Here is a 14,569-nt window from a genome sequence, read left to right as displayed (position 1 = left end):
GGCTCGATCCCCGGCGAAGGAGTCGCAGTGGACCCGGCGGAACTCGCCATCGACCCCGACGAGCTGCGTCGGCTCGCCGAATGCGCGAAGGAGCCCATCCGCACTCCCGGCGTCATCCAATCGCACGGAACGCTGTTGGCCGTGGATGCCGCCACTCAGGTGGTCGTCGTCGCGAGTGAGAACGCCCGCAGCTGGCTGGGCCGCCCCTTCGCCGACATCGAGAACCCCGAACTGCAGGAGGCCGTGCGCAGCGGACGCGCGATCGATCCCGTGCGGGTGATGTGGGAAGGATCGCCGACGGATGCGATCGTTCATCAGGTCGACGACCTCACGATCGTGGAACTCGAGGCGCTGCCCGAGGACGAGTACGCCCGCACGGCTGTCGTGACGGCGCTCAACCGGCTGACGTCCGCGACGACCGTCGACCGACTGCGGGAGCAGGCTGCGGCGGAGATCCGGAGGATCACGGGGTTCGACAGGGTCATGATCTACGACTTCCACGACGACGGACACGGCGAGGTCGTCGCCGACGACCGCGTTCCCGAGCTCGACTCGCTCCTCGGTCACCACTTCCCGTCGTCGGACATCCCCCCGCAGGCTCGCGAGCTGTACGTCACGAAGGTGGGGCGGGCGATCGCGAGCACGAGCACGCCCACGATCCCCCTGCTCGCCATCTCCGAGGAACTGCGCACCATCGATCTCTCCAGTGCCGAACTGCGGGGTGTGTCGCCGTACCACCTGCAGTACATGCGCAACATGGGCCAGGCATCGACCTTCTCGCTCTCCCTCGTCGAAGAGGGCCGCCTCGTCGGCATGGTCACCTGCGCCCACCGCACCGAGCGGCGGCTTCCGGTTCTGCTGCGGCGTGCCCTCGAAGTGCTCGCAGCCCAGATCACCATGCAGTTCGCCTCGATGCGCGAGATCGCACGGCTGCGCCACCTCGTCGACATGCGCGAGCGACGCACCGAACTCCTCGCGCCGCTCTATGCGTCCGACGACATCCCGTCGGCGTTGCTGCGGGGGCCGCGCACCGTGCTCGATCTCGTGCCGGCAGACGGCGTGCTCGTTCGGATCGGGGGCACCTCGCGCGTCACCGGCGACGTGCCGCTCCTCGAGGATGTGACTAGGGTGCTCGATCTTCTCGGCGGCGAGCCGTTCGTCTCCGAAGGTCTCGAAGCCGACAGGCCGGACTTCGCACGGCTGCTCCCGGAGACGGCCGGGTTGCTCGTCGTGCCGCTCGCCGGTGCGGACGACACGCTCGTCTTCTTCAGGGGCGAGGTCGCCCGCGAGATCTCGTGGCTCGGTGATCCCGGCACCGACAACCGCCCGAGCCAACTGTCGCCGCGCACGTCCTTCGCCACCTGGCACGGAACCGTGCGCGGGCGGTCCGAGCCCTGGGGGACCGTGGTCCAGGATGCGCGTGAGCTCGGGCACGAGCTCGAGATCGTCCTCTACCGACGGGCTCAGGCGCACCTCGCCGAGTTGGCCATGCGCGATGCGCTGACCGGTCTGCACAACCGGCGCTACCTCGCCGAGCGTCTCGCAGCGGGGAACCCGGCCGACGTGGATGGCAGGGCCCTGCTCTTCGTCGACCTCGACGACTTCAAGAGTGTGAACGACGTTCACGGTCACGACGTCGGCGACATCGTCATCCTCGAGGTGGCGCGTCGGCTGACGGCCCACTCGCGCGAACAGGACGTCGTGGTGCGACTCGGGGGAGACGAGTTCGTCGTGCTCCTCGACGTCGTCGGCGGAGATGAGGTGCGCTCGATCGCGGACCGCATGGTCGCCGCCATCGCAGCGCCCATCGAGACGCGGGGGGCATCGCTGACGGTCACGGCGTCGTGCGGTGTCGTCGTGGCCGAGCCCGGGGTGCCCAGGATCGGGCTCCTCGAAGAGGCGGATGCGGCGATGTACCGGGCCAAGCGCGCCGGGCGCAACCGCGTGTCCACCTGAGCGCACACAGGGCAGTCCGCACGAGGACGTGCGGTCGACGATGTCGATGAAGGGAGCACACCATGGCTTCGGTCGCGGTGCAGCAGGGAACGGTCGAGAGCGTGATGGCGGAGCTGGCCGTGCTCGAGGATCCCAAGGTCCGAGCGGTGAACGAGCGTCACGGAGACGATCACGGCGTCAATCTCACGAAGCTTCGAGGTGTGGCCAAGGAACTGAAGATCCAGCCCGACCTCGCCAGGGATCTCTGGGCGACGGGGAGCACGCCCGCGCGCCTCGTGGCGATCCTGATCAGTCGCCCCAAGCAGTACTCGGCGGCCGAGCTCGACGCCATGCTGCGGGAGGCGCGGGTGCCGAAGGTGCACGACTGGCTCGTGAACTACATCGTCAAGAAGAGCGCGCATGCCGAGGAGTTGCGGGTGCTCTGGTTCGGCGATGACGATCCCGTCGTCGCGAGTGCTGGGTGGGCATTGACCAGCGATCGCGTGACGAAGGCGCCGGATGGCCTCGACCTCGACGACTTGCTCCGCATCATCGAGGCGCACATGAAGGATGCGCCGGATCGGTTGCAGTGGGCCATGAACGAGTGCCTCGCCCAGACCGGCATCCGGCACCCCGAATACCGGGCTCGGGCGCTCGCCATCGGCGAGGAACTCGAGGTGCTGAAGGACTACCCGACGCCTCCGGGGTGCACGTCGCCATACGCCCCGATCTGGATCACGGAGATGGTTCGCCGGCAGGGCTGACGGGCTGGCGCAGGATCGGGTTCAGCTCCTGCCGGGCATGTTCAGATCGTCGGGATCCACCTCGATGTCGCCGGCATCATCGGGCCCGCCGGTGCCAGGCACGGCCCGGATCTGGGACTGATCGATATCGTCGTCGACGCCGTCCGGAATCGGGTCGGCCTGCTTGGCCGCGGTCTCCGATTCGCTGCCCGGGCTCTCGCTGCGATCCTTCTCGGTCAGTTCCGTGTCGCTGAGTCCCGTGCCTCTCGAACCTGTGGCGAAATCCGCATCCGTGATCTCGCCGCTCGCGATGTCGGGATCGGTGTGGCTCGGGTTCCGGCCGTCGGGGTTCGTCATGAGCGTCTCCAGTTCCGTCGGCTGATCTGCCGTCATGACGAGGCTATGGCTGCCGGTTCCCGGTCGACAGGGACTTGACACCATGCCTGTGCCGTGACGTCTCCGCTAGTGCGCGATGGACAGCAGGTACCGTTCCCGCCATTCCCGGGGGGAGAGCCCGTACCGGGCTCGGAAGGCGCGGCTGAAGGCGGAGGGAGACGAGAAGCCCGCACGGATGCCGATGCCTCCGATGGGGAACAGGCCGTCGCGGTCGCGCTCCATCAGGGATCGGGCCCGGGCGAGCCTGCTCTCGAGAATGACGCGGCCGAGCGTGCTCTCCTCGGGCTCGAAGGCTTTCTGGAGCGTGCGGGGTGAGACCTGCAGCGCCGCCGCCACCGATGTCACCGAGAGCGCCGGACTGCTGGAGTAGAGCTCCACGTACTGCTTGGCCTCGGTGACCAGATTGCTGCGCATGGTCTCGGGCGCTGAGCGCCGGCCGAGGAAGTCGTCGACGAAGGCCGTGGTGAGTTCGAGGATCGAGTGCGCCAGAGCTGCTCCGGATGCCGGCCCGATCTCCGAGCTCATCTTCATGGTCTGCGATGCGAGCGATCCGATCATCAGCGGAAGTCCCTCCGTGAGAGGGAAGACCGTGCGCGCGATCGAGTCGATGTCCGATGATGAGATTCCGAGCGCCTGGCGGTCCATGCGGATCGAGAGCGCCCTGAAGTCCGGCGTCATCTGGAATCCGCTCAGCCGCGGCATGTGGTTCATGTTCATGTGTCCGGCGCGGTTCTCGAGGTCGTTGTACGCACGCTTGCAGACGATGGCGCCGTCGGTGATGAAGGCCCACACCAGAGCGTCTCCCGGATCGGAATAGCCGGCGAACGGGTCGTCTCCGGCCAGCGGCGCCTTGGTGTGCACGAGCTGCACGGGCCCGAGCGCCTTGCTCTTCACCACTGTCGCGACAGCGGATGAGAAGCCGGTCTGTTCGCGCGTCGCCTGCGGAAGGTACATCCGCCCCCCAAACCTCCACGTGCGCTGTCAGTTCAGCGCACGTTCTACAGGATGCCGCTTCGGGAGGCCACACTCAAAGAACTGAGTGATCATCGGCGCTGATGGCGGGGGAATTGACCTGACACGAACGAATCCTTCACCATTCGCGAACGCCGGTCACCGGGGCTCCCGGCGACAGGATCATGGTCCGAGCGGAATCGAACACTAGGAGAGACATGCCGTACTTCACCACCTCAGACGGAACCGAGATCTACTACACCGACCAGGGCGAGGGTCAGCCGGTGGTGCTCAGCCACGGCTGGCCGCTGTCATCCGACGCCTGGCAGGTCGAGGTGAAGCTGCTCGCCGACAACGGCTACAGGGCCATCGCCCACGACCGCCGCGGCCACGGGCGCTCGTCCAAGACCTACACGGGCAATGACATGGACACCTACGCGCGCGACCTCGCGGAGCTGATCGAGCACCTCGACCTGCAGAACCTCGTCGTGGTCGGCCACTCGACCGGAGGTGGCGAGGTCGTTCGCTACGCCGCCCAGCACGGCGTCGGGCGCGTGACCAAGGTCATCACGGCCGGTGCCGTGCCCCCGATCATGGTCAAGTCGGAGTCGAACCCCGACGGGCTGCCGATCGAAGTGTTCGACGGCATCCGTGCCGGGGTGCTCAAGGATGCCTCACAGTTCTACATCGACCTGAGCGAGGCGTTCTTCGGTGCGAACCGCGAGGGCAGCGCCGTCTCGGAGGGAGCCAAGCGCGACTTCTGGCGTCAGGGGATGCTGGTGAACCTCGCGGCGGCCTACGACTGCATCAAGGCGTTCTCGGAGACCGACTTCACGGAGGACCTGAAGGCCCTCGACGTTCCGATCTTCGTCGCGCAGGGCGACGACGACCAGATCGTTCCGATCGGCGATGCGGCCCTCAAGACGATCGAGATCGTCAAGGACGGAACCCTGAAGGTCTACCCCGGAGCCCCGCACGGCATCTACGGCGACTACCAGGCCGCCCTCGACCAGGACATCCTGGACTTCATCAAGAAGTAGGCGTTCGCGTCCGCGGCCCCGACCGGCCGCGGACGCGTTCATCCGTCGGTGAGCCGGCGAGGGTCCGTGCGGAGAGTCGTCGACCCATCCGGATCCACGGCAGGTCGTGCGGCCAGTGCATCGTCACCGTGTGGAGGCCGCGCTTCCAGCGCAGGCCGCCCTTGCCGTCGCTTAGTGGCCGCATGGAGATGCCTGCGCGCAGGGAGGGGACGAAGCGGATCGAGCTTCTCGCTCCGAGATGGAACGAGAGATCGAGATCGTCGTGGGTCAGTTGGTCGTGGGCGTGCACCTCGTCCCGCACCGATGCCCAGGCGGACCGGCGCAGGGCCATGTTGGATCCGAAGAGGGGCACGTGGCCCAGAGCCAAGCCGCACAGCACGAAGTAGGAGCCCAGGTAGAGCACCGCCGCCGGTGATCTGAGCCACCGTGGCCCGTCGCTGAAGTGCGCCGGGCCGGTGATGGCGTCGACATCCTCGGCCTGGGCGAACGCGCGGGCGATGGTCGCGATCCAGTGCTTCTCCGGAATCGAGTCTGCATCGAGCCGGGCGATGACGTCGCCGGATGCCGCGTTGTAGCCGGCCGCACTGGCGACCCCGATGCCCGGCTGGGGTTCGCGGATGACGACCGCTCCGTAGGACCGTGCCACCTCTGCCGAGTCGTCCCTCGATCCGTTGTCGACCACGATGATCTCGACGGGAGCGACCGTCTGCTCACGTAGGGCACGGAGGCAGGTGGCGAGCGGTCGCGCGTCGTCCTTCACCGGGACGACGACGCTCACCGCGGGCGCCCGGCGGCCGGTCATCGACTCGCTGACCATCATCATCGTCGGCCGCCCGATGTCATCCGCACCTCTGCGCTTGCTTCGGGATCGCCACTGCCGCGATCTCCACTCGTGATCGCGGCGCTGCGGCCGGTGAGGAACGGTAGCGCAAGGCCGGCGATGAGGCCGCCGACGGCATCCGCGGCCAGATCGCCGATGGTGTCGTCATAGCCGACATAGATGACGGCGTCGGTCAGCGCGTTGCCCACCCACTCGAGCATCTCCCACACGCTGCCCGCGGCGAGGCCGAACGCGACCGTTGCGACCACGAGCCCCGCCCGGTGTCCCGTGGTCGGCAGGATCCCACTCCGCTGGGCCGCGATCACCGCGAGAGTGGCGATGACGCCGGTCAGGGCGACGTGCACGAGCTTGTCCCAGCCGAAGACCTCGGTATACAGGTCGAATACGTTGCTCCAGGCCGCGACGAGCACGATGATCCCGCTGGTGATGTCGACCGAGGGACGCAGTCCGAGGGCTCGCGGGACGAGTACGCCCAGCAACGCCAGCAGGAAGATGCCCACCTGCACGGCACCCCAGCCGATGCCCGCGGCGATCACGCTGACGACGGCGAGCGCGCGCACGCAATCGGCTGCCACTTCTCCCGCTGTCGTCGGGCGTCGTACGAAGGTCTGGATGATGTCGGTCATCGGTGGGGGTCGCCATCCTCTCGCGGCATGGGTGTCTTCTGGTCGATCGAGCCCGGCCAGCGCACGACGGCGTGAACGGCCTCATGATCGGATGCCGCGGCTCCGTCGAACCGGGCGGCGTTGATCGCGGCGGCATCCACCTTCACAGACGGGCTCACCAGGATCCGGTCAAGTCGGCTGCCCCCGATCCTCGGTGCCGCGTAGCGAGAGTACGTTCCCCACTCCGGAGTGAGGCGCCGAGCGGCGGCGCCCCAGGAGTCGACCAGCACGCCGTCGCGAGCGAGATCGGCGAAGACCTCCGACCGGCGTCCGCCGTTGAAGTCGCCCATGACGACGACGGGACCCTCGAGGCCGCGCGCCATCTCGCGCAGGAACCGTGCCGATGCGCGCCGGGACTTCTCGGAGAGGTGGTCGAGGTGGGTGACGATCACGTGGAAACGGCCGCCGGCCTCGAGATCCTCCACCTCGGCCTGAACGGCCACCCTCGGAAGGAGATTGCCGAACGAGCGGGAACCGGGAACATCCGGAGTGTCCGAGAGCGTGTGCACGCGCGCGTCGAGGAAACGCATCCTGTCGCCATCGATGTGGATCTCGCATCGTTCCCCGCGCCGATTGGCATCGCGACCGGCGCCGACGCTCGCGTAGCGCTCGCCGAGGGTGTCCGCCACCAGGACGGCCTGATCTGGCAGCGCCTCCTGGATGCCGAGCACCGCGGGCTGCTCAGCCGAGAGCAGCCGGGAGAGTACAGGTGCTCGTCTGCTCCACCGGTCGGACCGGGAGAGGGATACGGCCATGCGGCGACGGATGTTGAGTGTCATCAGGTGCACGCCGGGGGCGGGAATCGCACCGACGGCGGGGGAGCCGACGTCGTCCGGCACGACTGAACGCTTCATCTCCTCGACGCTACGCGACGGTGCGAACTTCGGTCAGGGCCTTGATTTCGAGCGCAGATCGCCCTCGGTTTGCTAGACAGGGAACACGACACCGAATCACCGAGGAGATGGCCATGCCCAGGATCAACGTCACGAGCGTGCTGGTCGACGATCAGGCGAAGGCGTTCGCCTTCTACACGGAGAAGCTCGGCTTCGTTCCCAAGACGGATGTCTCGCTGGGTGACTATCGCTGGCTCACCGTCGTGGGCGCCGGCGAGCCCGACGGCGTCGAATTGCTGCTGGAACCCGCTGCGCATCCGGCGGCGAAGGCCTTCACGGCTGCGCTGCGTGCCGACGGAATCCCGCTCACCTCGTTCGAGGTGGAGGACGTCGCCGCGACCCACGTCGACCTGGCCGCGCGCGGGGTGACGTTCACGCAACCACCGACTTCGATGGGCCCCGTCGTGACGGCCGTGCTCGACGACACCTGCGGCAACCTCATCCAGCTGACGAGTCCCGCCTGAGCGGATCGGAACGCGTCAGGCCGCCGAACGCGGCTTCAGCAGCTCGGCCCGCTCGGGATGCGACTCGAACCACTCGGCCACGTACCAGCACATCGGAATGATGCGCAGGCGTGTGGTTCGCTCCACGTCGTCGACCGCGAACTCGACGAGTCGGCCGGCCAGCCCGTGGCCGCGCAGAGCGGGGTTCGTGTACGCCCGTGTCATGGAGATGGAGTCGCCCAGCACCGAGTAATCGAGGCTCGACGCGATGACGCCGTCGCGCAGCAGCACGTAGCGGCTCGCGTCAGGCTCGTTGAGGAACTGATCGGTCATGATCCGAGGCTACGCCCCATGGATTGCCTGCGTATCGGGCGAGCTCGGCTACCGACTATCCGGCAGGAGCGGGGCGCGTCTCCGTCGGCTCGTCGCCGAGGATGAGGCCGGAGGCCCGGGATGCCGAGAGCATGAGGCTCTCGATCCACTCGCGGTTGATGCTCGGTGTGCGTGAGCCGCTGAAGTAGAAGCGGAGGGGAACGCCGTTGTCGATCCAGATCGAGTGCCGGCCGCTGCCGCGTTCCAGCGGAACAGACCAGGTGAGGAAGAAGTCCTCACGCCGGCGCAGCTTCGTCGAGACGACCAGCTGCAGGTGAGCGAGAGTGCGATCGTCGAAATCGAACTCTTCGCCGTCGTAGTAGAGAGCGCCCACGTGTTTCCTCTTCGCCTTTCATCGCCGCATCGCGGCACCTGAGAACTTTACAGGCAGGATAACCTTGATGCGTGCCCTGACCGGGGCGTGCGACGAAGTGGAGTGGCTGGGTGATCATCAACAGACTGACTGTCGACGGCAAGGACTACTTCCTCCCGGACCCCGTCACCGCCCTCAAGAACGAGATCCTCTCGGCCATCAAGGCCGGGGGCGGCTACGTGAACATCCCGCCGCTGAAGTCGGGAGGCTCCGGCCTCGACATCCTGTTCTCGCCGGGCATGCCCGTCACCTGGACGCGGCTCGACGTCGGCGGCGCGGAGGCAGACGACGAGGCGGCCACCAACGCCGACTTCGATCTCGACGTCTAGAGCGTCGACGGCCAGCGCCTGACGTCTAGACGGCGGCGTTCCGCCCGGCGATGAAGTCCTCGACCTGGGGTCGAGGCAGCGGCCGGGCGATCAGGTATCCCTGCACTCGATCGCAGTGCAGCTGGCGTACGCGTTCCAGCTGGCGCTCGGTCTCGACGCCTTCGGCGACGACGCGGAGCCCCCGCCGGTGCACCAGGTCGACGATGGCGTTCATGACACGCTGACCGTCCTCGCCCTCCTCCTGCACGATCGCCTGATCGATCTTGAGCTCCGTCACGGGCAGGTTGATGACCTGCTCCACCGTGGAATGCCCGGTTCCGAAGTCGTCGACCGAGATGCCGACTCCGAGGGACCGCACCTTCGCGAGATCACGCACAGCGGCATCGACGTCGGTGATCATCTGCGACTCGGTGATCTCGATGGTGAGCCGGCCCGGTCCGATGCTCTCGCGCGCGTGGAATTCGCCGAGATGGCCGAAGAACCCCGGAGCCAACTGCGTGGCCGACACGTTCACGGCGACCTCGATCGGAAGCCCGGCGCGTTCCCACTCGGCTGCCAGCCGGCATCCGTCCTCGATCATGAACCGGCCGATCGCGTGGATGCTCCCGGTCTCCTCCGCGATGGGTATGAAGACTGAGGGCGCGATGAACCCGAGTTCCGGATGCCACCATCGGCACAGAGCCTCAACGGCGACGACCCGCCCGGAGATCGTGTCGATCTGGGGCTGGTAGTGCGCCAGGATCTCTCCACGATCGACCGCGAGTTCGAGGTCGCGTGCGAGGCGATCCTCGCTGTAGGCGGTGGGTGGGTTCATGAGCCTTTGGATTCGTTGGCGGGGTTGGTCAATGGTGCGCGGCTGGGGGCCTCGGCGCAACCGGCCCGATGGCGGGCACGCATGCTGTATGGTTCGCGGTCGAGAGCCTGAGGAGCGGCGGAGATGCACCCTGGCGTCTGCGCGCCGGCCCTCCTCGAGAGCGGCAACGCGCCCCCGAGACTCCCGTGATCGGGTCGAACCGACTCCCATATCCGTCGCCGACGTCTTGTCGCTAAACTGAGGGAACAGTCAGGCCCGCGTTCGTCGGGGGCACGCAGAGCCGCCCCCGAAGGAACCAGAGATGACGATCACCCAACCGCTCGAAGCGAGCGTCCTGAGCCGCAACAACGTGAAGATCTCGGGGAATCCCGCGGGTCGCCCCATCGTCTTCGCCCACGGTTTCGGATGCAGCCAGGAGATGTGGCGGCTCGTCGCCCCGGCCTTCGAGAACGACTACAGGGTGGTGCTCTTCGACCACGTCGGTGCCGGTGGATCCGACCTCAGCGCCTACGACCGCTCGAAGTACGACTCGCTTCACGGCTACGCCGACGACGTGCTCGAGATCCTCGAGACCCTCGATCTGAGCGACGTAGTGTACGTCGGTCACTCCGTGAGCGCAATGGTCGGTGTTCTGGCCTCGACGCACGACTCGACGCGCTTCGGATCGCTGGTTCTCGTCGGGCCGTCACCGCGCTACGTCGACGATGTCGACTACACGGGCGGATTCAGCCAAGCCGACATCGACGCTCTGCTCGACACCCTCGATGCCAACTACCTCGGGTGGTCCTCTGACCTCGCGCCCCTCATCATGGGCAACAGCGGGCGACCCGAACTCGGCGAGGAACTCACCGCCAGCTTCTGCACGATCGACCCGGCCATCGCGCGCCACTTCGCCAGGGTCACGTTCAGCTCGGACAACCGCGACGACCTCAGGGACGTCGTTGTTCCCACGCTGATCCTGCAGTGCGCCGAGGACATCATCGCGCCGCGTGTCGTCGGCGAGTTCGTGCACGCGCAGATCCCCGGCAGCCGCTTCGTCATGCTGGACGCCACGGGCCACTGCCCGAACCTGTCGAGCCCCGACGAGGTCGTGAAGGAGATCCAGGGCTTCCTGCGATGACGGATCTCGAGACCTCGTTCGAGGAGCTCTACGAGCACGCACCCTGCGGACACATGTCGTTGACGACGGACGGCACGATCGTGCGGGTCAACCGCACCTTCCTCGACTGGACCGGCTACTCCGCGTCCGAGTTGGTCGGGCGGCCGTTCGCCGAACTGCTCACTCGAGGAAGCCAGATCTTCGCCGAGACGCGGTACCTCCCGGTCCTCCTGCTCGAGGGCTCCATCAAAGAGGTCGCCCTCACCATGACGCGCGCCGACGGCACGAGCCTGGCCACCCTGGTCAACTCGGTCGTCGTCTCGGAGGCCGGGGATGACCCCGGACTCATCCGCACGGCTGTCTTCGATGCGACGGATCGTCAGAACTACGAGCGGGAACTTCTCACCTCCCGCCGTCGGGCCGAGGCCTCCGAGGAACGCGTGCGCGTGCTGCAGCGGGCGTCGTCGGCCTTCGTCACCAGCAGTTCGGAGGTGGAGCTGGCCGAGGCCGTCATCGAGAGCATGAAGGACGGATTCGCTGCGGCATCCGTCGCCGTGCTCCTCGCCGACGACACGGGGGAGCTGGCACTCGTCGCCGGAGAGCGCCCCAGTGGCGAGGACGGGCCGGAGCTCGATGCCCTCCGTACCGGGCAGGTCGTGGTGCTCGCCGACCGCCGTGCCGTTCGGGATCGGCATCCGGCGCTCGCCGAGGAATTGAAGGCGGCGCGGCTCGAAGCCGTGACGGCGACGCCGCTCTCGTTCGAGGGTGCGGTATCCGGTGCCGTGCTCTGCTATTTCGGCCGGGCCCGTACCTTCGACGACAACGCCATCGGGCTGCAGGAGGCCGTGGCCAGGCAGGCCTCGGAGGCGTTGGCCCGTGTGCGCCTGCAGCGCCGCCTGGAACGGATGGCGCTCTTCGACCAGCTCACGGGGCTGGCGAACCGGCAGCTGCTCAAGGTGCGGCTCGAAGAGGCTCTCGGGACCGGACAGCGCACCCACCACGCGACCGCGCTGATCTTCCTCGACCTCGACGGCTTCAAGAGAGTCAACGACGAGTTGGGACACGTGGCGGGCGACGTCGTCCTGCGTGAGGTCGCGGCGCGCCTGCGCTCCACGATCCGACCGAGCGATGTCGCCGGACGCTTCGGAGGTGACGAGTTCGTCGTCATCTGCGAGGACGCCGACGTCGACGCCGCATCCGCCGTCGCGGAGAGGCTCCGTGACGTGGTGGGCGCCCCCATCGAGGGGATTCCCGAGGAGTTCACCGTCTCGGCGAGCATCGGCGTCGCCGTGCACTCGCCCGGGGTGTCACAGGATGTCACGCCCGACAGGCTCTTCGACCTCGCCGACACCGCGATGTACTCCTCGAAGAATGCCGGGAAGAACCGCACGACGGCTGTCATCGTCGCCTGACTCCGCGTCTGACTCCGCATCTGACGCAGGTGCCAGGGCCGCCGGCGCCCTCTCGGGAGCGCTCAGGACCGACGTCGGGGCCGAAGCTCGCGCAGGGCCTCGCGCAGTTCGCCGCCCACCTCTGCTGCAGAGGGGCGCCGGCCGGGATCGCGCGCCGTCATGCGATCGATCAGCGACCGCCACGGTTCGGGCACGGTCTCGGGAGGCATCGCCGGGGCGCTGTTCAAGCGCGCCATGGCCGACGCGACGGGGATGCCGGGAAAGGCCCGGGTACGGGTGAAGCACTCCAGAAGGACGAGTCCGAGGGAGTAGATGTCGGACGCGGTGGTGAGAGGCAGGTTGCGCACCTGCTCCGGGCTGAGATAGGCGGGCGTTCCGGTGATGTTCTCCGACTGGAAGACCGCCGACTCCGTGGCCACCGCGATGCCGAAGTCGGTGAGCACAGCTCTCTCCCGGGCGTGCTGCGTGCCGTAGTTCACGATCATCACGTTCGAGGGCGTGATGTCGCGGTGGATCACGCCGTTCGCATGGATGTACTCGAGGGTCTCGGCCACCTCGTAACCGAACTCGCCGATCTCGCGCACCGAGATGGCGCGCTCCGCCAGCCTGTCGCGCAGGGTGGTGCCGCGCACCAACTGCATGACGAGGAAAGGACGCGGGTCGTCGGGGGCCGAGGTGTCGACACCCGCGTCGACGATGGAGACGACTCCGTGATGGCTCAGCCCGGCGAGCATGCGCAGCTCGGCGCGGTAGGTCTCGATGTGCTCATCGTTGCCACCGCTGAACACCTTGATGGCCACGTCGCGGCCGAGGTACTCGTCGCGTCCGCGGAACACCGACGCCATGCCGCCGCGCGCGATCAGCGAGAGCGGTCGATAGCGGTCCAGCAGCAGGGGAGCGGCGAGGGCTCGCCTCGTCGTACTCATACGTGCCGCCCGTCCATGGCATCACCTTATGTGCGAGCGGATGCAGCAGGAAAAGCCGGACTGGGGGATTGACACGCAGGCCACCCGACTGCCTTCTCATGGACCTGTCGGTCGACGAGCGGGCCTAGGCTGCCGAGCCGGTCAGCCCGCCCGGCTCACGGCTGGATGACCACCTTGATGCATGCGTCCTCCTTCTTCTTGAAGACGTCGTACATCTCGGCCGCCTGATCGAGGCGCACCCGATGGGTGACGAGGTCCTCAACGCCGAGGGGATCGCTCGGGTCCTCGACGAGGGGCAGCAGTTCATCCCGCCACGTGTGGACGTTGCACTGGCCCATGCGCAGGGAGATCTGCTTGTCGAACATGCTCATCAGCGGCATCGGGTCGGCCGCCCCGGCGTAGACGCCGCTGAGCGACACCGTGCCACCCCGCTGCACGAGGTCGAGTGCCAGGTGCAGCGCGGCGAGGCGATCGACGCCCGCCTTCTTCATCATCGGCTTCGCGACGGCATCCGGAAGGATGCCGACGGCCGCCTGCACGAATGCCGTTCCGGGGTTGCCGTGCGCTTCGAGACCGACGGCGTCGACCACCGAATGCGGTCCCCGCCCTTCGGTGGTGTCCTGGATCAGCGCGACGATGTCGTCGGTGAGGTCGAAGGTCTCGATCCCGTGGCGCTCGGCCATCGCTCGGCGCTCGACGACAGGGTCGATGGCGATCACGCGGTGGCCGAGGTGGCGACCGATGCGGGCGACGAACTGCCCGACGGGCCCGAGGCCGAGGACCGCCAGTGTTCCGCCTGCGGGAACCTGGGCGTACTGCACGCCCTGCCAGGCCGTGGGGAGGATGTCGCTCAGGAACAGGTACCGGTCGTCGGCGAGCTCCTCTCCGACCTTGTAGGCGTTGGCATCGGCCCTGCGCACTCGGAGGTACTCGGCCTGTCCTCCCGGCACGGAGCCGTAGAGCTCGGTGTACCCGTAGAGGTCGGCGCCCGTGCCGCTCGCGCGGTTCTGGGTCGTCTCACACTGAGTGGTGAGCCCGCGCCGGCACATGTAGCACTCGCCGCAGGCGATCACGAAGGGGATGACGACGCGGTCGCCGACGGACAGCGACGTCACCGCGGAGCCGACCTCCTCGACGATCCCCATGGGTTCGTGGCCGAGCACGTCGCCCTTGCTGAGGAACGGGCCGAGCACGTCGTAGAGGTGGAGGTCCGAGCCGCAGATCGCCGTCGATGTGATGCGCACGATCGCATCGGTCGGTTCCTCGATCCGAGGGTCGGGCACCTCTTCCACACTCACCTTGCCTGTCGCTTGCCATGTCAGAGCTCTCATGCCTCG

General features: G+C 67.6%; 17 protein-coding genes. 7 read left to right on the top strand and 10 right to left on the bottom strand.

The features are described from left to right. Positions 1–27: 27 nt before the first annotated feature. Both ASC59_RS07820 and ASC59_RS07815 read left to right on the top strand, forming a co-directional pair. A complete protein-coding gene (locus tag ASC59_RS07820; RefSeq protein ID WP_235492620.1) occupies positions 28–1,956 on the top strand; it encodes a sensor domain-containing diguanylate cyclase in 1,929 nt (642 codons plus the stop codon). Positions 1,957–2,018: 62 nt separating this feature from the next. Further along, positions 2,019–2,699: a DNA alkylation repair protein gene (locus ASC59_RS07815; protein ID WP_200942350.1), complete on the top strand. Its 681-nt coding sequence runs from the start codon at positions 2,019–2,021 to the stop codon at positions 2,697–2,699. Between the two features lie 21 nt (positions 2,700–2,720). On the opposite strand, the gene ASC59_RS07810 is transcribed toward ASC59_RS07815, so the two are convergent. Both ASC59_RS07810 and ASC59_RS07805 read right to left on the bottom strand, forming a co-directional pair. Next, complete coding sequence (locus ASC59_RS07810; protein ID WP_235492619.1) at positions 2,721–3,071, bottom strand: hypothetical protein; 351 nt, start codon at positions 3,069–3,071, stop codon at positions 2,721–2,723. A 69-nt stretch (positions 3,072–3,140) separates the two neighbouring features. Beyond that, the gene (locus ASC59_RS07805; RefSeq protein ID WP_055820451.1) at positions 3,141–4,028 is read right to left on the bottom strand and encodes a helix-turn-helix transcriptional regulator; all 888 of its coding nucleotides are present in this window, start codon (positions 4,026–4,028) and stop codon (positions 3,141–3,143) included. A gap of 215 nt (positions 4,029–4,243) precedes the next feature. On the opposite strand from ASC59_RS07805, the gene ASC59_RS07800 reads away from it, so the two are divergent. Next, entirely contained in the window at positions 4,244–5,065 is an 822-nt protein-coding gene (locus tag ASC59_RS07800) for an alpha/beta fold hydrolase (RefSeq protein ID WP_055820448.1), read from the top strand. Here ASC59_RS07800 and ASC59_RS07795 read toward each other — a convergent pair. The 3 genes from ASC59_RS07795 to ASC59_RS07785 are packed head-to-tail and all read right to left on the bottom strand — an operon-like array spanning position 5,055 to position 7,425. After that, positions 5,055–5,888: a glycosyltransferase family 2 protein gene (locus ASC59_RS07795; protein ID WP_235492618.1), complete on the bottom strand. Its 834-nt coding sequence runs from the start codon at positions 5,886–5,888 to the stop codon at positions 5,055–5,057. The genes ASC59_RS07800 and ASC59_RS07795 overlap by 11 nt on opposite strands. Next, positions 5,885–6,532 (bottom strand): hypothetical protein, encoded by a 648-nt coding sequence (locus tag ASC59_RS07790; protein WP_055820445.1) that lies wholly within the window; start codon positions 6,530–6,532, stop codon positions 5,885–5,887. Before ASC59_RS07790 ends, ASC59_RS07795 begins: the two co-directional genes overlap by 4 nt. Beyond that, positions 6,529–7,425 (bottom strand): endonuclease/exonuclease/phosphatase family protein, encoded by an 897-nt coding sequence (locus ASC59_RS07785; protein WP_055820440.1) that lies wholly within the window; start codon positions 7,423–7,425, stop codon positions 6,529–6,531. Before ASC59_RS07785 ends, ASC59_RS07790 begins: the two co-directional genes overlap by 4 nt. Positions 7,426–7,538: 113 nt before the next feature. On the opposite strand from ASC59_RS07785, the gene ASC59_RS07780 reads away from it, so the two are divergent. Next, positions 7,539–7,928, top strand: a complete 390-nt coding sequence (locus tag ASC59_RS07780; RefSeq protein ID WP_055823025.1) for a VOC family protein — start codon at positions 7,539–7,541, stop codon at positions 7,926–7,928. A 15-nt stretch (positions 7,929–7,943) separates the two neighbouring features. Here the strand turns inward: ASC59_RS07780 and ASC59_RS07775 are convergent, their stop codons facing one another. After that, entirely contained in the window at positions 7,944–8,240 is a 297-nt protein-coding gene (locus tag ASC59_RS07775; RefSeq protein WP_055820437.1) for a GNAT family N-acetyltransferase, read from the bottom strand. 55 nt (positions 8,241–8,295) lie between these two features. Next, complete coding sequence (locus ASC59_RS07770; RefSeq protein ID WP_055820434.1) at positions 8,296–8,613, bottom strand: DUF7882 family protein; 318 nt, start codon at positions 8,611–8,613, stop codon at positions 8,296–8,298. Positions 8,614–8,723: 110 nt separating this feature from the next. Between ASC59_RS07770 and ASC59_RS07765 the strand changes: the two genes are divergently transcribed. Beyond that, positions 8,724–8,981, top strand: a complete 258-nt coding sequence (locus tag ASC59_RS07765) for a hypothetical protein (protein ID WP_055820431.1) — start codon at positions 8,724–8,726, stop codon at positions 8,979–8,981. Between the two features lie 25 nt (positions 8,982–9,006). Here the strand turns inward: ASC59_RS07765 and ASC59_RS07760 are convergent, their stop codons facing one another. Further along, a complete protein-coding gene (locus tag ASC59_RS07760) occupies positions 9,007–9,795 on the bottom strand; it encodes an EAL domain-containing protein (RefSeq protein WP_055820428.1) in 789 nt (262 codons plus the stop codon). A 301-nt stretch (positions 9,796–10,096) separates the two neighbouring features. Between ASC59_RS07760 and ASC59_RS07755 the strand changes: the two genes are divergently transcribed. Further along, on the top strand, positions 10,097–10,915 hold the full coding sequence (locus tag ASC59_RS07755; protein ID WP_200942348.1) for an alpha/beta fold hydrolase: 819 nt from the start codon (positions 10,097–10,099) through the stop codon (positions 10,913–10,915). Further along, positions 10,912–12,306, top strand: coding sequence for a sensor domain-containing protein (locus ASC59_RS07750; protein ID WP_055820425.1), 1,395 nt, complete (start codon positions 10,912–10,914; stop codon positions 12,304–12,306). The genes ASC59_RS07755 and ASC59_RS07750 overlap by 4 nt, the downstream gene beginning before the upstream one ends. Positions 12,307–12,368: 62 nt before the next feature. On the opposite strand, the gene ASC59_RS07745 is transcribed toward ASC59_RS07750, so the two are convergent. Further along, positions 12,369–13,232, bottom strand: a complete 864-nt coding sequence (locus tag ASC59_RS07745) for a serine/threonine-protein kinase (protein WP_055820422.1) — start codon at positions 13,230–13,232, stop codon at positions 12,369–12,371. 155 nt (positions 13,233–13,387) lie between these two features. Next, on the bottom strand, positions 13,388–14,563 hold the full coding sequence (locus ASC59_RS07740) for an alcohol dehydrogenase catalytic domain-containing protein (RefSeq protein ID WP_055820420.1): 1,176 nt from the start codon (positions 14,561–14,563) through the stop codon (positions 13,388–13,390). Between the last annotated feature and the right edge of the window lie 6 nt (positions 14,564–14,569).

Source organism: Leifsonia sp. Root1293 (assembly GCF_001425325.1).
GTDB lineage: Bacteria > Actinomycetota > Actinomycetes > Actinomycetales > Microbacteriaceae > Orlajensenia.
This window is presented reverse-complemented; position numbering and strand designations above follow the sequence as displayed.

Bases quoted from the DNA above. Each gene is read 5' to 3' on its own strand.
- ASC59_RS07815 (WP_200942350.1), top strand. From the start codon at position 2,019: ATGGCTTCGGTCGCGGTGCAGCAGGGAACGGTCGAGAGCGTGATGGCG.
- ASC59_RS07810 (WP_235492619.1), bottom strand. From the start codon at position 3,071: ATGACGGCAGATCAGCCGACGGAACTGGAGACGCTCATGACGAACCCC.
- ASC59_RS07805 (WP_055820451.1), bottom strand. From the start codon at position 4,028: ATGTACCTTCCGCAGGCGACGCGCGAACAGACCGGCTTCTCATCCGCT.
- ASC59_RS07800 (WP_055820448.1), top strand. From the start codon at position 4,244: ATGCCGTACTTCACCACCTCAGACGGAACCGAGATCTACTACACCGAC.
- ASC59_RS07795 (WP_235492618.1), bottom strand. From the start codon at position 5,888: ATGATGATGGTCAGCGAGTCGATGACCGGCCGCCGGGCGCCCGCGGTG.
- ASC59_RS07790 (WP_055820445.1), bottom strand. From the start codon at position 6,532: ATGACCGACATCATCCAGACCTTCGTACGACGCCCGACGACAGCGGGA.
- ASC59_RS07785 (WP_055820440.1), bottom strand. From the start codon at position 7,425: ATGAAGCGTTCAGTCGTGCCGGACGACGTCGGCTCCCCCGCCGTCGGT.
- ASC59_RS07780 (WP_055823025.1), top strand. From the start codon at position 7,539: ATGCCCAGGATCAACGTCACGAGCGTGCTGGTCGACGATCAGGCGAAG.
- ASC59_RS07775 (WP_055820437.1), bottom strand. From the start codon at position 8,240: ATGACCGATCAGTTCCTCAACGAGCCTGACGCGAGCCGCTACGTGCTG.
- ASC59_RS07760 (WP_055820428.1), bottom strand. From the start codon at position 9,795: ATGAACCCACCCACCGCCTACAGCGAGGATCGCCTCGCACGCGACCTC.
- ASC59_RS07755 (WP_200942348.1), top strand. From the start codon at position 10,097: ATGACGATCACCCAACCGCTCGAAGCGAGCGTCCTGAGCCGCAACAAC.
- ASC59_RS07750 (WP_055820425.1), top strand. From the start codon at position 10,912: ATGACGGATCTCGAGACCTCGTTCGAGGAGCTCTACGAGCACGCACCC.
- ASC59_RS07745 (WP_055820422.1), bottom strand. From the start codon at position 13,232: ATGAGTACGACGAGGCGAGCCCTCGCCGCTCCCCTGCTGCTGGACCGC.
- ASC59_RS07740 (WP_055820420.1), bottom strand. From the start codon at position 14,563: ATGAGAGCTCTGACATGGCAAGCGACAGGCAAGGTGAGTGTGGAAGAG.